The 19295-nt window shown below is 69.7% G+C and carries 17 protein-coding genes; 9 read left to right on the forward strand and 8 right to left on the reverse strand.

Features of this window, described 5'->3' with window-relative positions; all coding sequences use genetic code 11:
- Positions 1 to 103: 103 nt before the first annotated feature.
- Together EIZ45_RS45315 and EIZ45_RS45320 are read right to left on the reverse strand one after the other, a co-directional pair.
- Positions 104 to 457, reverse strand: coding sequence for a hypothetical protein (locus EIZ45_RS45315; RefSeq protein WP_037816086.1), 354 nt, complete (start codon positions 455 to 457; stop codon positions 104 to 106).
- 40 nt (positions 458 to 497) lie between these two features.
- Positions 498 to 938 carry a hypothetical protein gene (locus EIZ45_RS45320; RefSeq protein WP_037816085.1) on the reverse strand — a complete coding sequence of 147 codons (441 nt, stop codon included), beginning with the start codon at positions 936 to 938 and terminating at the stop codon, positions 498 to 500.
- A 146-nt stretch (positions 939 to 1084) separates the two neighbouring features.
- Here EIZ45_RS45320 and EIZ45_RS45325 point away from each other — a divergent pair, with 146 nt between their 5' ends.
- On the forward strand, positions 1085 to 1468 hold the full coding sequence (locus EIZ45_RS45325) for a hypothetical protein (protein WP_037816084.1): 384 nt from the start codon (positions 1085 to 1087) through the stop codon (positions 1466 to 1468).
- 36 nt (positions 1469 to 1504) lie between these two features.
- A complete protein-coding gene (hisS, locus tag EIZ45_RS45330) occupies positions 1505 to 2800 on the forward strand; it encodes a histidine--tRNA ligase (RefSeq protein ID WP_134669294.1) in 1296 nt (431 codons plus the stop codon).
- A gap of 459 nt (positions 2801 to 3259) precedes the next feature.
- Here the strand turns inward: hisS and EIZ45_RS45335 are convergent, their stop codons facing one another.
- Together EIZ45_RS45335 and EIZ45_RS45340 are read right to left on the reverse strand one after the other, a co-directional pair.
- A complete protein-coding gene (locus EIZ45_RS45335) occupies positions 3260 to 3709 on the reverse strand; it encodes a flavodoxin family protein (RefSeq protein WP_009072659.1) in 450 nt (149 codons plus the stop codon).
- A 10-nt stretch (positions 3710 to 3719) separates the two neighbouring features.
- The gene (locus tag EIZ45_RS45340) at positions 3720 to 5348 is read right to left on the reverse strand and encodes a phospho-sugar mutase (protein WP_134669297.1); all 1629 of its coding nucleotides are present in this window, start codon (positions 5346 to 5348) and stop codon (positions 3720 to 3722) included.
- Positions 5349 to 5405: 57 nt separating this feature from the next.
- Between EIZ45_RS45340 and EIZ45_RS45345 the strand changes: the two genes are divergently transcribed.
- Positions 5406 to 6557: a glycosyltransferase gene (locus EIZ45_RS45345; RefSeq protein ID WP_134669299.1), complete on the forward strand. Its 1152-nt coding sequence runs from the start codon at positions 5406 to 5408 to the stop codon at positions 6555 to 6557.
- A gap of 132 nt (positions 6558 to 6689) precedes the next feature.
- Here the strand turns inward: EIZ45_RS45345 and EIZ45_RS45350 are convergent, their stop codons facing one another.
- The 3 genes from EIZ45_RS45350 to EIZ45_RS45360 are packed head-to-tail and all read right to left on the reverse strand — an operon-like array spanning position 6690 to position 8877.
- Complete coding sequence (locus EIZ45_RS45350; protein WP_134669301.1) at positions 6690 to 7475, reverse strand: purine-nucleoside phosphorylase; 786 nt, start codon at positions 7473 to 7475, stop codon at positions 6690 to 6692.
- The gene (locus EIZ45_RS45355; protein ID WP_134669304.1) at positions 7472 to 7900 is read right to left on the reverse strand and encodes an ABA4-like family protein; all 429 of its coding nucleotides are present in this window, start codon (positions 7898 to 7900) and stop codon (positions 7472 to 7474) included. Before EIZ45_RS45355 ends, EIZ45_RS45350 begins: the two co-directional genes overlap by 4 nt.
- Entirely contained in the window at positions 7897 to 8877 is a 981-nt protein-coding gene (locus EIZ45_RS45360) for a hypothetical protein (RefSeq protein ID WP_134669306.1), read from the reverse strand. The genes EIZ45_RS45355 and EIZ45_RS45360 overlap by 4 nt, the downstream gene beginning before the upstream one ends.
- Before the next feature lie 108 nt (positions 8878 to 8985).
- Between EIZ45_RS45360 and EIZ45_RS45365 the strand changes: the two genes are divergently transcribed.
- Positions 8986 to 9606, forward strand: coding sequence for a MerR family transcriptional regulator (locus EIZ45_RS45365; protein ID WP_134669374.1), 621 nt, complete (start codon positions 8986 to 8988; stop codon positions 9604 to 9606).
- 57 nt (positions 9607 to 9663) lie between these two features.
- Here the strand turns inward: EIZ45_RS45365 and EIZ45_RS45370 are convergent, their stop codons facing one another.
- A complete protein-coding gene (locus tag EIZ45_RS45370) occupies positions 9664 to 11370 on the reverse strand; it encodes a serine/threonine-protein kinase (RefSeq protein WP_240690928.1) in 1707 nt (568 codons plus the stop codon).
- Between the two features lie 268 nt (positions 11371 to 11638).
- Here EIZ45_RS45370 and EIZ45_RS45375 point away from each other — a divergent pair, with 268 nt between their 5' ends.
- The 5 genes from EIZ45_RS45375 (at position 11639) to EIZ45_RS45395 (ending at position 18632) form a co-directional block, all read left to right on the forward strand.
- Positions 11639 to 13504, forward strand: coding sequence for a methylmalonyl-CoA mutase subunit beta (locus tag EIZ45_RS45375; protein ID WP_205670286.1), 1866 nt, complete (start codon positions 11639 to 11641; stop codon positions 13502 to 13504).
- Entirely contained in the window at positions 13501 to 15669 is a 2169-nt protein-coding gene (scpA, locus tag EIZ45_RS45380) for a methylmalonyl-CoA mutase (RefSeq protein WP_037816078.1), read from the forward strand. Before EIZ45_RS45375 ends, scpA begins: the two co-directional genes overlap by 4 nt.
- A 3-nt stretch (positions 15670 to 15672) precedes the next feature.
- On the forward strand, positions 15673 to 16665 hold the full coding sequence (gene meaB / locus EIZ45_RS45385) for a methylmalonyl Co-A mutase-associated GTPase MeaB (protein ID WP_037816077.1): 993 nt from the start codon (positions 15673 to 15675) through the stop codon (positions 16663 to 16665).
- A gap of 175 nt (positions 16666 to 16840) precedes the next feature.
- On the forward strand, positions 16841 to 17155 hold the full coding sequence (locus tag EIZ45_RS45390) for a hypothetical protein (RefSeq protein WP_037816076.1): 315 nt from the start codon (positions 16841 to 16843) through the stop codon (positions 17153 to 17155).
- 190 nt (positions 17156 to 17345) lie between these two features.
- On the forward strand, positions 17346 to 18632 hold the full coding sequence (locus tag EIZ45_RS45395; RefSeq protein ID WP_037816075.1) for an amidohydrolase: 1287 nt from the start codon (positions 17346 to 17348) through the stop codon (positions 18630 to 18632).
- Positions 18633 to 19295: the final 663 nt, after the last annotated feature.

Here is a 19295-nt window from a genome sequence, read left to right on the forward strand (position 1 = left end):
AGTCCAACTTTCGGGGGCCAGTTCAGAATCAGATTCCGTGAGGGTTCCCCTCACGAACGTTCGCACTGGCCGGATCGGGCCGCTCGGGGCAGCGCAAGTCCGCTCAATCGGTGAGCGAGTCCGTCGGCAACAACGCCCGTAACCGTCGGGTCGTCGCCTCGTACTCCACATACGCGCGCGAATTCTCCGGCCCACCGGCGGCCATCAGTTCGTCGTGCGCGATCGCCTGCTCCGCGATCACCGAAGCGAGCAACACGAGAAACCGCGCCGACCGTTCGGAGCGGACTGCCATCTCGGCGGAACCGGGAAGGCCTCGCTCGGCGAAGCCCTCGAACACGGCGGTGTTCTCGCGCTGCTTCTCCGCCAGCAACCGGCAGGTCGCCGATTGCTGGCGGAGTTGGTCGGCATAAGCCACCTGCGGCGAAGCGGCATCCCCGGGCTGGCTCACGCCCGACATGATGCCCGTTCTCCGCCGCGGACACCTACTGGATCGGTTCCTAGAGCACGACGACCGTGAACACCGCCGACACCGCAGCGGTGAACAGCGTGGATTCGGGATGGAAGACCCGCAGCGTCAAGCTCCCGGAGACGTTCAGCCGGATCCCGAGGTCGAAGTCGTGGTCCGGCGAGCACGAGGCGGCGGCGAGGTTCACCCACGCTCCGGCCTGGGTTTGCTGCTGGAGGTACAAGATCCCGTCGTCGTCGGCGCGGCCCGCGGGGCCGGTCGCGAAGTGTCCGTGGATCCGGATCTGCTCTCCCTTGTGCACCTTGGCCTTGACCGGTGCGGCCTTGATGTGCACCGGCTTCTTCTTCGCCAACTGGTGCGCGGCGGGCACTGCGGCCTGCGCGGGCAGGGCGGTCGAGCACAGACCGGCGAGGGCGAGGGACAAGGCGAGACCGGCCCATCGGGCGCGGCGCCGCATCGAGGTCGTAGTCATGTCCTTCAGCGCAGTCCACCGTCGTCCGCTCCGCCGCTCGATTCCCTCGACCGTCGGGTGACAGCCACCGGCAAGGGGGACCCACAAGTTTCGTGACAGTGTTTTAAAACAGTGTTATGTTCGCTCCGCACCCCAAGGAGGCGACCATGCACGGCCCAGTCCAGTTGTTCACCGTCATCGCGCTCGTATCGCTGCCCACAGTCATGTACGGCGGCTACGCGCTGAGCGGCGTCCTGCGCCGCGGTGACCTCACCGAGAAGCAACGCGGGTTCTTCCGCGCCGGACACGCGCACGCCGGTGTGCTGCTCGTCCTCACGCTCGCCGCGTTGCAGCTGGTCGAGCACGGCGGGCTCGGCGACACCGCGCGCTGGATCGTCTGCTTCCTGCTGCTGTTCGGCGTGCTCGCGCAGTCCGGCGGGTTCTTCCTCGCGATGCTGCGCACCCGCGTCGGCATGAGCGTCACGACCGGCGGCGCGGTGCTGCTCGGCGCGGCCATGCTGCTCACCGCGTACGGCGTCGCGTTCCCCTGACGAAATCGCTGGCGCCGGGTCGTTAAGCTTGATGACGTGCCTGAATACCTGTCAACTGCGCCTGTCAAGGGGACCCGAGACTTCCTCCCCGCCGAAATGTCCGTCCGCACGCAGGTGTTCGGCCATCTCTACGACGTGCTGGAGCGCTACGGCTACCTCCGCTACGACGGCCCGATCCTGGAGCAGGCGGAGGTCTACGAGCGGAAGTCCGGCCAGGAGATCGCCGACCAGCAGCTGTACACGCTCACCACGCGCGGCGGCGAGCGGCTCGCGCTGCGTCCGGAGATGACGCCGTCGGTGGCCCGGATGATCGCCGGCCACGCGAAATCGCTGTCGTTCCCGGTGCGCTGGTACAGCCACCCGAACTGCCACCGCTACGAGCGCCCGCAGCGCGGCCGCGTCCGCGAGCACTGGCAGATCAACGCCGACATCTTCGGTTCGGAAAGCGCGAACTGCGAGATCGAGATGTTCGAGCTGATCCACGACCTGATGGGCGCGGTCGGCGCGACGCCGGACATGTTCGCGGTGCGGGTCAACGACCGGAACCTGCTGTCCTCGGCGCTCACCGACGTCGTCGGGATCTCGCCGGACCACCTGGCGCAGGTGTTCGCGCTCGTCGACCGGTGGGAGAAGACCTCGGCCGAGGAGCACGCGGCGAGCGCCGCCGAGATCGGGTTGTCGGACAAGCAGTACGAGAAGCTCGCCGAGACCCTCGGCGCGGGACCGGCGCTGCTCGACGAGCTGCCCGCGGAGGTCAAGGCCGAGTCGAACCTGGTCAAGGTGCTGTCCAGCAGCGCGGCGAGCCTGGTCCGGTACGAGCCGCTGATCGTGCGCGGGCTGGCGTACTACACGTCGACCGTGTTCGAGGTCTTCGACACCTCGCCGCAGAACCGCCGGGCGCTGTTCGGCGGCGGCCGGTACAGCAACCTCGCCTCGATGTTCACCAAGGAGCAGATCTCCGGCATCGGGTTCGGCATGGGCGACGTGACGTTGATGGACTTCCTCGACACGCACGGCCTCACGCCGCAGCCGCGCAGCGAGGTCGACGTCGCGGTCATCCCGGTCACCGAGGAACTGGCGGACCCGGCTCGCGACGTCGCGACCGTGCTGCGCAAGGCGGGCCTGCGCACGTCGACCCCGCTGGAGCTGCGCAAGCTGGGCAAGGAGCTCACTCGCGCGGACAAGGCGGGCGCGGTGGCGGTCGTCATCGTGGGCGAGGAGGACTGGGCGGCCGGCCGGGTGACGGTCCGGAGCCTGGCCACGCGTGAGCAGGAGCAGGTCGCGGTGGCCGATGTTCCGGCCGCGGTGCGGGCGATGGTTTCGCCGGCCTGATTTTTCGCGAGGCGGGTGCCGGTCTCTGGACCGGTGCCCGCCTTCTTTATCCGCCGAGTGGCGGATTCGGTGCGATTTCGTCACTCACCGCAGTCGGCTGCCGGTGAACCAGCCGCCGTTTCCGGCTGTCCACAATGGACAGTCAGGGGCCGGTCCGTTGGGCCGGTCGGGGTGCCGGTGGTCCGCTGACTGGGACACGAACCGCTGCCGGATCCATGTTTCCCGGGCTTCGCGGTCCTGGTCGGCGCCCTCGGAGTTGAATCGAGCACGCTTGGTTGCCATTGCAGGGTCGTCATGATCGGTTCTTTGTAGTACCCTTGCGTAGTCGAGGTTGATCGCCTTCGTTGCGAACCCTTGACCTGGCCTGTTGCCGGAGGTCGACCCCCAGGGCTTCCGGTGACAGGCCTCTTTACTTTCCCCTGGAAGGCTTTTGGCCCCGCTCAGCGGAGCAGCCGCTGCTCACATGAGCGTCGCGGCAAGGGTTCCGCCGAGTTCGGTCACCGCTTCCAGCGCGGCTTTGTCCGGTTCGCCCGTCACGAGCACGGGCTCGGCCACGCGGGTCCAGCCGAGCCCGGTCGTGATCGCGTCGAGTTGCCGCACGGTCCCGGACGTGTCGTTGTTGCCGTGCACGTACGCCCCGAACGGACGGCCCTTCGTCGCGTCCAGGCACGGGTAGTACACGGTGTCGAAGAAGTGTTTCAACGCTCCGCTCATGCTGCCGAGGTTCGCCGGCGTGCCCAGCAGGTAGCCGTCCGCGGCGAGCACGTCGGCCACCGTCGCGCCGAGCGCGGGGCGGCGGACGACGTCGACGCCCTCGATGTCCGGATGCTTCGCGCCGGCGAGCGCGGCCTCGAACATCGCCTGCATCGACGGCGACGGCGTGTGGTGCACGATCAGCAACGTTGGCATGGTTCTCCCGTCAGCGCAGCAGCGCGGTGATCTCCTCGCGGACCGCGTCGAGCACTTCCGTCGCGCTGCGCCGCGCGTCGGCGAGCTCCCCGGTCACCGGAGCCACCACTTGCAGGTACGCCTTCAGTTTCGGTTCCGTGCCGGACGGCCGCACTACGACCCGCACGCCGTCGCCGCCCAGCCGGAGCACGTCGGCGTCCGGCAGGAGGTCTTCGAGCGTCACCGGCGCCCCGCCGAGCGTGGCGGGCGGGTCCGAGCGCAACGCGGCCATGAGGCGGCCGCGCACGGAAAGATCGGTGACGCGCAACGACACCTGATCGGTGAGGTGCACGCCGTGCCGGGTCGCGATGTCGTCGAGAACGTCCAGCAGCGTGCGGCCCTCGGCCTTGAGCGTCGCGGCCAGGTCCGCGCCCGCGACCGCGGCGGCGATGCCGTCCTTGTCGCGAACAAAGCTCGGGTTCACGCACAGGCCGAGCGCTTCCTCGTACGCGAACACCAAGCCCTCGCCCGCGCGGACCAGCCACTTGAACCCGGTGAGCGTTTCCGCGTAGCGCGCGCCCTTTTCCTTGGCCACCTCGCCGAGCAGCGACGAGGACACGATCGTGGTGGCCACCAACGGATCCGGGTTGTCCGTTGTGGACAGAAGGTGCGCCCCGAGCAGGACGCCGGTCTCGTCGCCGCGCAGCATCCGCCAGCCGTCGGGGCCGCGGACGCCGAGCGCGCACCGGTCGGCGTCCGGGTCGAGCGCCACCGCGAGGTCAGCGTCCACTTCGGACGCCAGCGCCAGCAGGAGGTCGGTCGCGCCGGGTTCCTCGGGGTTCGGGAACGAGACGGTGGGGAAGTCCGCGTCCGGTTCGGACTGTTCGGAAACCAGGTGCACGTCAGTGAATCCGGCCCGGGACAGCGCGGCCTGGAGAGTTTCCGCGCCGACGCCGTGCAGCGCCGTCGCGGCGATCCGCAGTTCGCGTGTCGTGCCCCGCGGCAGCGCGCCGACCGCGGCGAGGTACGCCTCGCGCGGGTCGACGACCTCGGCGCCGGGCGTGCGCGGAATGCTCCGGGTGGCCGGGGCGGACTGGATCGCGCGCTCGATCTCGCCGTCGGACGGCGGCACGATCTGCCCGCCGGTGGCGTCGTAAAGCTTGTACCCGTTATCCGCGGGCGGGTTGTGCGACGCGGTGATCTGGATCCCGGCGACCGCTCCGTAATGCAGCACCGAGAACGCCAGCAACGGCGTCGGCAACGGCTGCGGCAGCACCTTCACCGCGAACCCGGCGGCGGTCAGCACTTCGGCGGCGGCGGTGGCGAACGCCTCCGACCCGTGCCGCGCGTCGCGGCCGATCACGACCACGCCGCCCGCGTGCCCCTGCGCGGCGAGCCAGGCCGCGACGCCCGCGGTGGTCCGCGTGACGACCGCGACGTTCATCCCGTTCGGTCCCGCGCGCACCGGCCCGCGCAGACCCGCGGTCCCGAACTCCAGCGGTCCGGCCATCCGGTCGGCGATCTCCTCGATCGCGCCGGGCTCCTTGCCCATCGCGCGGGCGAGGGCGGCGGTCAGTTCCTCGCGCGAGGCCGGATCCGGGTCGTCGGTGATCCAGCGGTAGACGGAATCGCGGAGGCGGGAATCGAGGCTGTCGGACACCCGGGCCAGCTTACGCGGATCCGGATATTGGGTGGTGGCTGACGATACGCTCGGGGAGTGCGCATTCTTTTCACGTCCCTCGCGTCTTACGGGCACCTTTATCCGTTGCTGCCGCTAGCCTCCGCCGCGCGCGATGCCGGCCACGAGGTGCTTTACGCGACCGCATCCGACTTCCACCCCACGCTGGAGAAGGCCGGGCTCGAAGCCGTCGCCGCCGGGTTGACGCTGCAGGAGGCGTTCAATCTCCTCTTCGCAGGCGACACCCGCAGCCGCTACGAGGTCCCGGAAGCCGAGCTGAACGAGGCGATCGGCAAGGCGTTCGGCAGGCTGCTGCCCACCCGGTTCATGACCGACCTCGCCGAGGTGCTCGCCGAGCGGAAACCGGACCTGGTCGTGTACGAAATGGGCAATCCGGGCGGCGCGTTCGCCGCGCATCAGGCGGGGATCCCGGCGATCGGGCACGGTTTCGGCCGGGTGTCCGGCGGCGGCCCGATGGAGCACATCACCGAGCAGATCGACGCGTTCGCCGCCGAGCTCGGCCTCACCGGAAGCAGCAAGCTTTTCTGGGGCCAGCCGTTCGTGGACATCTGCCCGCCGTCGGTGCAGGCGCCGGCGTTCCTCGCCGGAGCCCAGCGGGTGCCGCTGCGTCCGGTCGGCTGGAGCGAACCGGGCGATCTGCCGTCCGGCGTCGAAGGCCGGGACCGCGGCCGCCCGCTGCTGTACCTGACGCTCGGCACCACCGGAGCCAGCCAGGCGCACCTGCTGACCTCGGCGTTGCACGGACTGGCCGCGCTCGACGCGGACGTGCTGGTGGCCACCGGCCCGGCGGTCGACGTCGAGGCGCTCGGCGAGGTTCCGTCGAACGTGCGGCTGGAGGCATGGGTGCCGCAGTCGCAACTGCTGCCGCACGTCGATCTGGTGGTGCACCACGGCGGCAGCGGAACCACGCTGGGCGGGTTCGCCGCGGGGGTGCCGCAGTTGCTGCTGCCGCAGGGCGCGGACCAGTTCACCAATGCGGACGCCGTGGTCGCCGCGGGCGTGGGCGCGAAGCTGGTCGGCGACGAACTGACGACAGACGCGGTCCGCGAGACGGCCGGTCGGCTGCTGGCCGACAGCACGGTGGCGGACGCCGTGCGCGGGCTGGCGGAGGAGGTCGCGGGGATGCCTTCGCCGGAGGAAGTGGCGGCGCAGTTGCCGCAGTACGCCTGAGTTGCTTGCGCCCCAATGTGGCATTGGGTGCATGTGACGCACCCAATGTGGCATTGGGTGCATGTGACGCACCGAATGCCACATTGGGTGCATGTGACGCACCCAATGTGGCATTGGGGCGCTAGCCGGAGCTCACGCGCGGGTGACGAGCTCCTTCAGCAGCGAACCCATCCGCGTCGCCGACTGCCGTCCGGCCGCGAGGACTTCCTCGTGGTTGAGCGGTTCGCCGGTCATGCCCGCGGCCAGGTTCGTGACCAGGGACAGCCCGAACACCTCGAGCCCGGCCGCGCGGGCGGCGATCGCCTCCAGCACGGTCGACATGCCGACCAGGTCCGCGCCCATGTTGCGCAGCATCCGGATTTCGGCGGGCGTCTCGAAGTGCGGCCCCGGCAGGCCCGCGTACACGCCCTCCTCGAGCGAATCGTCGATCTCCCGCGCCAGGTCGCGCAGGCGCTTGGCGTAGAGGTCGGTCAGGTCGACGAAGTTCGCGCCGACGATCGGCGAGCGCGCGGTCAGGTTGAGGTGGTCGGCGATCAGCACCGGCTGCCCGACGTTCATGCCCGCGCGCAGCCCGCCCGCCGCGTTGGTGAGCAGCACCGTCCGTGCGCCCGCCGCCGCGGCCGTGCGCACGTTCTGCACGACCGGGTCGATGCCCTTGCCCTCGTAGAAATGCGTGCGGCCGAGCAGGACCAGCGCGCGCTTGTCGCCGATCCGCAGTGACCGCACCGTGCCGCCGTGGCCGACCGCGCCGGGCGGGGTGAAGCCCGGCAGCTCGCCGAACGGGATCTCCGCGTCGGCGGTTCCGATCACGTCCGCGGCCGGACGCCAGCCCGAACCCAGCACCACGGCGATGTCGTGTTTCTCGACGCCGGTGCGCTCGGCGATGACGGCCGCGGCCGCCTCCTCCAGGTTGCTCATGCCGCCGAGCGTATCCGGGCGCTGCGCACGGCGAGGAACGCGACCAGGCCGAACGGCGACAGGAAGATCGTCAGCAGGAGCAGCGGGCTGACGATCCACCACGGGATCCGGTGCGTGCGCGCCTCGAAGAACATCCAGCGCGCGATGAACAGGTCGAACGCGATGAGGTGCGCCCAGACCAGCGCGGCCCCGTACGGTGTGCTCAGGAATCCTTGCAGGACACCGAGATCCGGCCGTTGCATCGCGTGCCACAGCTCGCCGAAGTGCGGGATCGCCAGCACGAAGTACCAGACCAGCGGCAGCAGCGGCACCCACGGCGAGGCCAGGATCCGGCGAGTGCCGCGCCAGCCGGGCAGGAAGATCATCAGCGCCCAGAACGGAACCGCGACCGGGAACGTCCAGGCGAAGACGGTCAGGTCGCTCACCGGACCGCCTTCCTGGCCGGCACCAGCACCGACGCCGCGGCGGCCGCCGCGATCACGCCGACGAGCAGCCCGGCGGCGGCCAGCGTCGTGCCGCTCGGGTGGATGAGCGGTTCGCCGCGTTCGGCCTGCCACAGGATCAAGCCGACGAGCCCCGCGTAGCCGACCGAACCCGTCCACACCAGCCGCACGCGCACCGCGCTTTCGCGCAGCCGGGGCAGTCGCGTCGCGAGCACCGCGAGCCCGAACGCCAAGAGCGGCAACGCTTGCAGCGCGTGCAGGCCGATGAAGTGCGCGATGCGCAGGTCACCGCCGGTGGTGCTCCAGCCGAGCAGCGGAAGACCGGGGCCGCCGTCCGCGACGCCGACGCTGTGCGCGCCGATGAGGTCGGAATGCCCGGTGGCTTTGATCTCGGCGCGTTCGATCGGGGTCGGCCGGGTCATGGTCGCGCCGAGGCCCGCGCCGATCAGCGCGAGGACCGCGCTGGTGCGCACCGCCCAGTACACCGCGCGGTCTTCGATCCGGGTGAACATGAGCAGCACGGTGACGACGAGCGTGGCCAGCCAAAGCCCCGCGACCATGACCCCCATGGCCTGGAACAGCGCGGCGTCGAACGGGGACGTGTTCGCGAAGTGGCTCGGCCGGGCGCGGGCCGCTTGGAAGGCCATCGCCACGTACTCGGCGGCGAACAGCACGACGGAGACGGTCGTGGCGACGTTCGCGACCTTGCGCAACCGGCCGTTCAGCAGCGAGACGAGCCAGCTCCAGGTGAAGTAGTAGAGCCCGCCGGACACGGCGAACTTGAACGGCTTCGCCCACACCGGCGCGCCGAGCAGGGTCCGGTGGTCGATCAGCATCGCCACGACGGTCAGCACCGTCGCGACGCCCATCGCCGCGGCGAACCACAGCGAAGGCCGGTGCCACGTGCGCATCCGGGCGGTGGGCAACGTCGCCGCGGGCGGGTCGACGGTGGTGGTCATGAGGTCCTCCCAGTATGGATAGTGATGCTCTCCACTATGGGAAGTTAAGCTATCCATGCTGAGAAGTCCTCAGGGTTTTTCCCGGAAGTTAGGGTCGTGCGGGTGCGGATGGCAGAGCTGAGCGCCGAGTCCGGGATTCCGGTGGCGACGATCAAGTACTACCTGCGGGAGGGGCTGCTCCCGGCCGGGGAACGGACCAGTCCGAACCAGGCTCGCTACGGCGAGGAGCACGTGCGGCGGCTGAAGCTGATCCGGGCGCTGGTCGAGGTCGGCGGGTTGTCCGTGGCGACCGTGCGAGAGGTCGTGGCGGCTGTTGATTCGGACCGGGCCGCGTACAACGTGCTCGGGGTGATGCAGCGGGCGTTGACCGGATCCGCGGTGGAGGTTTCGGACGAGGATCGCGAGTGGGCGATGGAGATGTTGTCCGAGCTTGCCCGGAATCACGGGTGGAAGTTCGGGCCCGATAATCCGGTGGCGCATTCATTGGTGGGGACCGTGTGCACAATTCGTGCGTTGGGGCATCAGGCGTTGCTGGATCAGATCGGGCGGTACGCGGAAATTGCCGATCGGATCGCGGAGGCTGACGTGGACACCCTGGACGCGGTCGAGTCCATGGACCGGATCGTCGAGGCTGCGGTGGTGGGGACGGTTCTGGGGGATCGGTTGTTCGAGGGGTTCCGGAGAATGGCCCAGGCCGCGGAGACCGCGCGGCGCTATCCGGAGCGGTGAGGTTCGTGAGGGGAACCCTGAGGGAATCAGAGTTCCTGAGGGTTCCCCTCACGAACCTCAGGAAGCCGCGGGGAAAGACAGGGTCGGGGCTATTTGGTCAAAGGTGGCGGAGCCGGTGTCTTCCTGTTCTGCTGGCACCGTCAGGGAAAGTAGCCACAGGGTGTTTTCTGATTGTTTGATCAGGGCGTAGGTGGCTCGGGTGATTACTGCGTCTGGGTTGGCGGAGTGGGTTTGTGCTCGTTCTACTGCGCGGAACATGACCTCAGTGCCGTTGGGTGTTTGCACTGGCTCGCGGGTGAAGTTGAAGGAATCCGGCGAACCCGAGGAGCGCAGTGCGGTCATTGCGTCGCCGATGGAATACTTCTCGTAGAAGTTCGGGATTCGTTCCAGGCGCAGGGATTGGCGGCCGTCCGGGGAAACGTACTGGACTACCGTTGAGGTGCCGAAAGTGGATTTCCGGGACGCGATGAAGCGTTTCCATCCTTCGGGCACGGACAGGGTGTATTCGCTGTCGCGCGTGACGTTTGCCGTCGAGCTTGCGTTGGCGTGCTGGGGGATCAGCTTCAGCGGCTCCGACGAACCGCCGACTGTGCCCGCGGTCGCCAGCGTTCCGGTTTCCACGCCTTGTGGCGGCAGCAGGTTCTGACCGCTCACCACGCGGGCCAATGCGAAACCGCCGCCGCAGGCCAGGGCGAACAGGACCATTGAGGCGACTGCCAGCATCGCCGTCGCCTTGCCGCTGCGGCGTGGGGGTGGCGGCGGCAGCGGGGCGGGCAGCGGCGGCGGTGGGGGCAGCGGGGGAGCGGGGGCGAAGGCCGGGGCGGAACCGGTGTTTCCCGAGCGCATGAACGGCAGGGGGCCGGGGTCCGCGGCGAGTGCGGCGGGCTGTTCCGGCGAGTCCGGTTTCGGGGCGACCGTCTTGATGACCTGGGTGTCGGTGGCGTCCAGGTGCGCGGCGGTTTTCTTGCCGTCCGGCGTGCGGAACAGTTCGGGGCCGAACAGGTCCACCGTGGCCTTGGTCTGCTTCGGGTACAGCCGGTGGCGCACCTCGCGCAGGGAGATCCGCTTTTCCGGTTCCTTCTTCATCAACGCGGCGATGACGTCGGCCAGCGGGCCCGGCTTCGGGCGCGGGACCTTGCCGTTCACGACCTTGCCGACGGTTTCCAGCGGGTCGCCGTCCGCGTCGTACGGGGGTGCGCCTTCGACGGCGGCGAACAGCGTCGCGCCGAGGCCCCACAGGTCCGCGTTGGGGGTGACCGCGCCGCCGGACGCGACCTCCGGCGAGATGTAGGCGGGCGAACCGAGCATGATGCCGGTCCTGGTCATGGTGGCTTCGGAGACGTTGCGGGCGATGCCGAAGTCGGTCAGCTTGATCCGGCCGTCGCTGGCCACCAGGACGTTGCCCGGCTTCACGTCGCGGTGTGTGATGCCTGCTTCGTGAGCCGCTTCGAGGGCGGCGGCCACCGCGATGCCGACCGCGGCGGCCTGTTCGACAGTCAGCGGGCCGTGGTCACGCAGCAGGTGCGCGAGGCTGCGCGACGGCAGCAGCTCCATCACGACGAACGGAGCGTCGTTCTCGCGCGCGACGTCGTGCAGCGTGATGACGTTCGGATGCGACAGCACCGCGATCGCCCGGGCTTCGCGGAGCGTGCGCTCGCGCAGTTCGTCCGCCTGTTCGGCCGGGATGCCCGGCGGCACCTTCATCTCCTTGACCGCGACCGGGCGGTGCAGGAACTCGTCGTAAGCCGACCAGACCGTGCCCATCGACCCCGACCCCAGAACCGACCGCAGCCGGTAGCGCCCGGCGACTACCCGCGGCTGGTCGCCGCCGGTCGACGGCTCGGCGTTCGCGGAGCCGGTGCTGTCGGTGTTGCCGGGCTGGTCCTGGTCGCTGTTCTCCGAGGGCACCCCATGATTGTGGCCCACCCCGCCGACACTCTTCGACCCAGCACCGCTACCCCTGAGTTCACCCGTACGGGGGGCGAGCAGAGTCACAGGTGCGGGTGGTGGCCTGCCTCTACCATCACTGGGTATGACGAACGTGGCTGGTCCGGAGTCGGCGCCGACTTCCGAGCCCGGGCTCGCGCTCGCGGCGGAGTTCCCGACCGCGGACCGCGCCCAGTGGCAGGAGCTGGTGGCGGGAGTGCTGCGCAAGAGCGGCAGGCTCCCGGAGGATTTCGCGGGTGCGCCGGAGAGCAAGCTCGTCTCCCGCACCTACGACGGCATCGAGATCCAGCCGCTATACACGGCCGAAGACGCGGGCGGCGACCTCGGCTTCCCGGGGCTGCCGCCGTTCGTGCGCGGGGCCCGGCCGGAGGGCGTGGTCGACACCGGGTGGGACATCCGGGTCCGTCACCAGCGCGAAGACGCTCGTGCGGCGAACGCGGCGATCCTCGCCGACCTCGAAGGCGGCGCGTCCTCGGTGTGGCTGCGGCTCGGTGAGGGTTCGCTCCCGATCTCCGCGCTCGCGGACGCGCTGAACGAGGTCTATGTCGGTCTCGCGCCGGTCGTCCTCGACGCCGGTGCGGAGTACGAAACCGCTGCTCAGGCGCTGCTCGACCTCTTCGCCGAACGCGAGGTCCCGGCCAGCGAAGCCGTCGGCACGCTGGGTGCGGACCCGCTCGGTACCTCGGCGCGCACCGGGCACTCTCTCCCGCTCGGCCCGGCCGCCGAATTGGCCGCGAAGGTTGCCCCTAAGTACCCCAAGGTCCGCACGATCGTCGCCGACGGACTGCCGTTTCACGAGGCAGGCGGCTCGGACGCGCAGGAACTCGGCGCGACGATCGCGGCCGGCGTCGCTTATCTGCGTGCGCTCACCGAGGCTGGTCTGGACGTCGCCGCGGCGGCCGCGCAGATCGAGTTCCGGCTCGCCGCGACCGCGGATCAGTTCCTCACCATCGCCAAGTTCCGCGCCGCGCGCCGGCTGTGGGACCGGGTCCTCGAAGTCTCCGGTGCGGCCGCGGAAGCGCGCGGGATGCACCAGCACGCGGTCACGTCGCCGTCGATGTTCACCCAGCGCGACCCGTGGGTGAACATGCTGCGCACGACCGTCGCCTGTTTCGCGGCCGGGGTCGGCGGCGCGGACGCGGTCACCGTGCTGCCGTTCGACGCGGCGATCGGCCTGCCGGACGCGTTTTCCTCACGGATCGCCCGCAACACCAACGCGATCCTCATCGAAGAGTCGAAGCTGGGCAGCGTGATCGACCCGGCGGGCGGCTCCTGGTACGTCGAGAAGCTCACCGACGAACTCGCCGAAGCCGCGTGGCGCGAGTTCACCGCGATCGAGGCGGCGGGCGGCATCGAAGCCGAACTGGCTTCCGGTGCGCTGGCCGGACGGCTCGCCGAGACCTGGGCGAAGCGCGCGAGCCGCCTCGCCACCCGGCGCGACCCGCTCACCGGTGTCAGCGAGTTCCCGAACCTGGACGAAAAGCCGGTCTCCCGCGAGCCGCTCCCGTCCACTGTGGACGGCGGACTCCCGCGACACCGGTACGCCGAGGAGTACGAGAAACTGCGCGACGCGTCCGACGCGTACCTCGCCAAGCACGGCGAACGGCCCAAGGTTTTCCTGGCCACGCTGGGTCCGGTCGCTGCACACACCGCCCGCGCGTCCTTCGCGACGAACCTGCTGCAGGCGGGCGGCGTCGAGGCGGTGAACCCCGGCGCGACCGACGATCTGCCTGGCGCGTTCCGCGAGAGCGGCGCGAAGATCGCCTGCGTCTGCGGCACTGACGCGGCATATGAGGAACAGGCCGCGTCCGTCGCGGCGTCGCTCGGCGCGGACAGCGTGCTGCTGGCGGGCAAGGGAACCTACGACGGAATCAGCGGCAATCTGTACGCCGGGTGCGACGCGCTCGAAATCCTGACCAGCCTCCACGCACAGCTGGGAGTCTCCGCATGAGCATCCCGAATTTCGCCGACATCCCGCTCGGCACGCCGGAACCGGGCGACCGGGCCGCGTGGGCGCAGGCCGTGCAGGACGCCACCGGCAAGGGCCCGGACGCGCTGGCCTGGGAAACCCCCGAGGGCATCGGCGTGAAACCGGTCTACACCGCCGCCGATCTGTCCGATGTGGACTTCCTCGGCACGTACCCCGGCATCGCGCCGTACCTGCGCGGGCCGTACCCGACGATGTACGTCAACCAGCCGTGGACGATCCGCCAGTACGCCGGGTTCTCCACCGCGCAGGAGTCGAACGCCTTCTACCGCCGCAACCTCGCGGCCGGCCAGAAGGGCCTGTCGGTCGCGTTCGACCTCGCGACCCACCGCGGCTACGACTCCGACCACCCGCGCGTGTCCGGCGACGTCGGCATGGCCGGCGTGGCGATCGACTCGATCTACGACATGCGCCAGCTGTTCGACGGCATCCCGCTGGACAAGATGTCCGTCTCGATGACGATGAACGGCGCGGTGCTGCCGGTGCTCGCGCTGTACGTGGTCGCGGCCGAGGAGCAGGGGGTGAAGCCGGAGCAGCTCGCCGGGACCATCCAGAACGACATCCTCAAGGAGTTCATGGTCCGCAACACCTACATCTACCCGCCGCAGCCCTCGATGCGGATCATCTCCGACATCTTCGGCTACACCTCGCAGCACATGCCGAAGTACAACTCCATCTCCATCTCCGGCTACCACATGCAGGAGGCTGGAGCGACCGCCGACCTGGAGCTGGCGTACACGCTCGCGGACGGTGTCGAGTACATCCGCGCGGGCGTCGAAGCCGGGCTCGATGTCGACAAGTTCGCGCCGCGGCTGTCGTTCTTCTGGGCCATCGGCATGAACTTCTTCATGGAGGTCGCGAAGCTGCGCGCCGCGCGCCTGCTGTGGGCGAAGCTGGTGAAGCAGTTCGACCCGAAGTCGCAGAAGTCGCTGTCGCTGCGTACGCACTCTCAAACGTCAGGCTGGTCGCTCACCGCGCAGGACGTCTTCAACAACGTCACGCGTACGTGCGTCGAGGCGATGGCTGCCACTCAGGGGCACACGCAGTCGTTGCACACCAACGCTCTTGACGAAGCGCTCGCGCTGCCTACTGACTTCTCCGCTCGTATCGCGCGCAACACACAGCTGTTGCTGCAGCAGGAATCCGGCACCACGCGCGTAATCGACCCGTGGGGCGGTAGCGCGTTCGTCGAGAAGCTCACCTACGACCTCGCGCGCAAGGCGTGGGGCCACATCACCGAAGTCGAAGGCGCGGGCGGCATGGCGCGCGCGATCGACGAAGGCATCCCGAAGCTGCGCATCGAAGAGGCAGCTGCGCGTACGCAGGCGCGCATCGACTCGGGACGACAGCCGGTCATCGGCGTGAACAAGTACCAGGTCACCGACGACGAGCAGATCGACGTGCTGAAGGTCGACAACGCGGGCGTACGCGCGCAGCAGCTCGAGAAGCTGCGTCGGCTGCGCGAAGAGCGCGACCCGCAGGCCACCGAGGACGCACTGCGCCGCCTCACCGAAGGCGCGCAGAACAACGGCAACCTGCTCGAGCTGGCCATCAACGCCGCGCGCGCGAAGGCCACTGTCGGCGAGATCTCCGACGCCCTGGAGAAGAACTGGGGCCGCCACTCCGGCCAGATCCGCACGATCTCCGGCGTGTACCGGGAAGAGGTGGGGAAGTCGGACAACGTCGAGAAGGCCCGCGAGCTGGTCGACAAATTCGCTGAAGAGGAAGGCCGCCGTCCGCGGATCCTCGTCGCGAAAATGGGCCAGGACGGCCACGACCGCGGCCAGAAGGTCATCGCCACCGGCTTCGCCGACCTCGGCTTCGACGTCGACGTCGGCCCGTTGTTCTCCACCCCGGCCGAGGTCGCCCGCCAGGCGTCGGAAGCGGACGTGCACGTGATCGGCGTGTCCTCGCTGGCCGCCGGGCACCTGTCGCTGGTGCCCGCGCTGCGCCACGAGCTGGCCGAGCTGGGCCGCGAGGACATCATGGTCGTGGTCGGCGGCGTGATCCCGCCGCAGGACTACCCCGAGCTGCGCGAAGCGGGAGCGGCGGCGATCTTCGGCCCGGGCACGGTGCTCGCGGACGCCGCGATCGACCTGCTCCAGCAGCTGGCCGCGCAGGAGTCCTGAACCTTGCCGCGGCGGATCGACGTCGGCGAATACGCGAAGGGCGTGCTCGCGGGCGACCGGGGGACCCTGTCCAAGGCCATCACGCTGGTCGAATCGCATCGCGAGGACCACCGGCGGCAAGCCCAGGAACTGCTGGTCGAGCTGCTCCCGCACGCCGGAGGGGCGAAACGCGTCGGCATCACCGGCGTGCCCGGAGTCGGCAAGTCGACATTTATCGACCAGCTCGGCACCGACCTCACCACGGCCGGGCACCGGGTCGCGGTGCTCGCCGTCGACCCGTCCTCGACGCGCACCGGCGGGTCGATCCTCGGCGACAAGACCCGGATGGCGCGCCTCGCGGTCGATCCGAAGGCGTTCATCCGGCCGTCGCCGACGTCCGGCACGCTCGGCGGCGTCGCCCGCGCCACCCGCGAGACGATCGTGCTGATGGAGGCGGCCGGCTTCGACGTCGTGCTGGTGGAGACGGTCGGGGTCGGGCAGTCCGAGGTGACCGTGGCGAACATGGTCGACTGCTTTCTCTTCCTGACCCTCGCGCGCACCGGCGACCAGTTGCAGGGCATCAAAAAGGGCGTGCTGGAACTCGCCGACGTGATCGCCGTGAACAAGGCCGACGGCCCGCACGAACGCGATGCCAAGCGTGCCGCCCGCGAACTGCAGGGCGCGCTGCGGATGATCTACGGCAAGGACGCGCTCTGGACGCCGCCGGTGCTCACGTGCAGCGGGCTCGAGGGCAGCGGCCTCGACGAGGTGTGGGCGGCGATCGGGAAGCACCGCGAGGTGCTCACTGAATCGGGTGATCTTGGCGAGCGGCGCAAACGTCAGCAGGTCGACTGGACGTGGTCGATGGTCCGCGAGCAGCTGCTCGACCGGCTCACCGCGCATCCGGCGGTCCGCGCGCAGGTAGCCGACGTGGAACGGGCGGTGCGCGACGGAGAACTCACCGCCACACTGGCCGCGCAGAGGATCTTGGCCGCGTTCGCCGAGCCCTCTTCTTGAACGTCGTCCAAGAAGAGAAAACGCTGTCCGCGCAAGTGTCTTTTGCCCGTCTTCGGGGCTTGTTGCGCTCGACGGTCGTCAGCACGAGGCGAGCGGACGCGCCTCCACCGCGTGGCGGCTGACGCGCCCGCTCCTCGACAGGCACAATGCACGGTGACGGCGTAGAAGGGAAGTCATGGCGAAGGTGCGGGGACTGCTGCTGGCCGGTCTGCTCGGCGTGCTGCTCACCGGAGTGCTGCCCGCGGCGGCGTCCGCGGCGACCCCGGCTCCGGCGTCGGTCACCGTGGCGGCTGAGACGGCGATCACGCAGGTGAACGGGTTCCGCCAGGCCCCGCCGGGACCGGTGCTGGACCCCTCCCAGACCGACAAGGCCAACGCCGACAAGACGAAGAAGAACCTCATCGCGGGCGGGGCCGCGGTGGTGCTGCTCGCCATCGTGTTCTTCGGCCGCCGCCACCGCATCAAGCGCCGCAAGGCCCAAGGCGGCTGAGCTTTCCGGCGTTCACCCACGCCGAACTTCGTCAGCCGTTCGCCGCAGATCCGCTACCGGCCGTCTTGGTCGAACGGCAGCGCACCGCCGCTTGCCACCTGCATGGTGCACGATCGACTCCAATGCGTAAGACAGATCGATCGGCACGTTGCGTGTTCCCCTGCGCTCGTGTTGCGGGAGGAGGTGCGGCGTGACGGTGCTGGATTCACGGCCGGACGTTCCAGGTGACCACAACCCGATCGCGGCGCCCGGCGCGCTGCTGACCGAAGCCGGCGTCAGCATGGCTCCGGTGGAAGACCTTGGCGCGGGCCGCGGCCCGTTCTGGCTGGACGACTGGCTGCGCGCGAACGCGACGGACGTGCTCGCGTGGCGGCGGCACATCCATGCCCACCCCGAGCTGTCGCGCAACGAGTTCGCGACGACCGAGCTGATCGTCTCGCTGCTGCGGCGCGTCGGCCTCAAGCCGTGGGTGCTGCCCGGCGGCACCGGCGTGGTGTGCGACATCGGCAAGGGCGAGCGCTGCGTGGCGCTGCGCGCGGACATCGACGCGCTGCCGCTGACCGAGGACACCGGCCTGCCGTACTCCTCCACCACCGACGGCGCGGCGCACATGTGCGGCCACGACGCGCACACCGCGATCCTGCTCGGCGCCGGTCGCGCCCTCGCCGGCGCGCCCGAGCTGCCCGGCCGTGTGCGGCTGATCTTCCAGCCCGCGGAGGAGGTCATGCCCGGCGGTGCGCTGGACATGATCGCCGCGGGTGCGCTGGAGGGCGTCGAGCGGATCTACGGCCTGCACTGCGACCCGCGGCTCGAAGCGGGCAAGGTCGGCACCCGGGTCGGCGCGCTGACGTCCGCCGCCGACCTGATCGAACTGCGCCTCACCTCGCCCGGCGGGCACACGTCGCGGCCGCATCTCACCGCTGACCTGGTGTACGCGCTGGGCACGGTCATCACGTCGCTGCCGTCGGTGCTGTCCCGGCGCGTCGACCCGCGGTCCGGCACCGTGCTGGTGTGGGGCGCGGTGCACGCCGGACAGGCCGCGAACGCGGTCCCGCAGGACGGCGTCCTGCGCGGCACGCTGCGGACCGCCGACCACGAGGTGTGGAAGGCGCTGGAGCCGCTCGTCGCGTCCTCGGTGGAATCGCTGCTGGCCCCGACCGGCGTCGGCTTCTCGCTCGACTACCGGCGCGGCGTGCCGCCCGTCGTGTCCGACGCGGAGTCGACCGCGCTGATGCGCGCCGGCGTCGAGGCCGCGGTCGGCGAAACGGGCCTGGCCGGGACGGAGCAGTCGTCCGGCGGCGAGGACTTCGGCTGGTACCTGGAGCACGTCGGCGGAGCCTTCGCCCGGCTCGGCGTGTGGTCCGGTCCGCCCGCTCCGCAGGCCGACATCCACCGTCCGACGTTCGTCCTCGACGAGCGCGCGCTGCTCGTCGGAGTCCGTACTTTGGTGCACACCGCACTGGCCTCGCTGGCCTGAGTTATCCACAGGCGGCGCGCCGATGTGGATAACTCAGGCGGGTGAGAGGTACCCCTCGTGCGGGGGTGTCAGCGGGGGATTACGCGGCGTGGTCTAGACCGCGGATGCCTCTGCTGCGACCTGTTTACCGAGAGTCATTTCGGACTTTTGTGCTGCCTGAGTGTGATGACGGGCCGATGGCGGCCGGTGGCGGATTTCGTGTTGTGTCGCAACAACTTTGGCGGAATCCGGGGCCGCTTGCGGTGCTGCGCTGACCTGATTTCTGCCGTCATTTTTGGTGACGCGCTGCTATTTTTCCTGCGCTCTGCGGTGTCGGATGCCCGTGTGGGTGAGCCTCTGCCGTGTGGTATTGGGCGACTGTCCAGCGAGGCCGCGGACCTCCCGGTCGCACGGAGTTATCCACAGGGCGACACCGTTGGGGACAACTTTCGGCCCTCTGCTACAGCGGGTGTGGATGACTCCGGAAACGAGCGTTTCGGGCAGCCCGCGGCGAGGTCGAAGCGGCCGCGGTGGTTCGTCCAGCGAACAGCTGAAACTCCGTGAGCGGAACCCCGACGGGCTCTGGTTCCCCATGCCAGGAACTTAAGGCGAGGGTGCGGTTGAGTCGTGACTGCCCGGCCCGCCTGACCCCGGTGAACGTACGTGAGGGGAACCCTGAGGGAA

It is taken from the genome of Amycolatopsis sp. CFH S0740 (genome assembly GCF_004522315.1).
GTDB classification, from domain to species: Bacteria; Actinomycetota; Actinomycetes; order Mycobacteriales; family Pseudonocardiaceae; genus Amycolatopsis; species Amycolatopsis nivea.

Bases quoted from the DNA above. Each gene is read 5' to 3' on its own strand.
- EIZ45_RS45315 (WP_037816086.1), bottom strand. From the start codon at position 457: ATGTCGGGCGTGAGCCAGCCCGGGGATGCCGCTTCGCCGCAGGTGGCT.
- EIZ45_RS45320 (WP_037816085.1), bottom strand. From the start codon at position 938: ATGACTACGACCTCGATGCGGCGCCGCGCCCGATGGGCCGGTCTCGCC.
- EIZ45_RS45325 (WP_037816084.1), top strand. From the start codon at position 1,085: ATGCACGGCCCAGTCCAGTTGTTCACCGTCATCGCGCTCGTATCGCTG.
- EIZ45_RS45335 (WP_009072659.1), bottom strand. From the start codon at position 3,709: ATGCCAACGTTGCTGATCGTGCACCACACGCCGTCGCCGTCGATGCAG.
- EIZ45_RS45350 (WP_134669301.1), bottom strand. From the start codon at position 7,475: ATGAGCAACCTGGAGGAGGCGGCCGCGGCCGTCATCGCCGAGCGCACC.
- EIZ45_RS45360 (WP_134669306.1), bottom strand. From the start codon at position 8,877: ATGACCACCACCGTCGACCCGCCCGCGGCGACGTTGCCCACCGCCCGG.
- EIZ45_RS45365 (WP_134669374.1), top strand. From the start codon at position 8,986: ATGGCAGAGCTGAGCGCCGAGTCCGGGATTCCGGTGGCGACGATCAAG.
- EIZ45_RS45370 (WP_240690928.1), bottom strand. From the start codon at position 11,370: ATGGGCACGGTCTGGTCGGCTTACGACGAGTTCCTGCACCGCCCGGTC.
- EIZ45_RS45375 (WP_205670286.1), top strand. From the start codon at position 11,639: ATGACGAACGTGGCTGGTCCGGAGTCGGCGCCGACTTCCGAGCCCGGG.
- scpA (WP_037816078.1), top strand. From the start codon at position 13,501: ATGAGCATCCCGAATTTCGCCGACATCCCGCTCGGCACGCCGGAACCG.
- EIZ45_RS45390 (WP_037816076.1), top strand. From the start codon at position 16,841: ATGGCGAAGGTGCGGGGACTGCTGCTGGCCGGTCTGCTCGGCGTGCTG.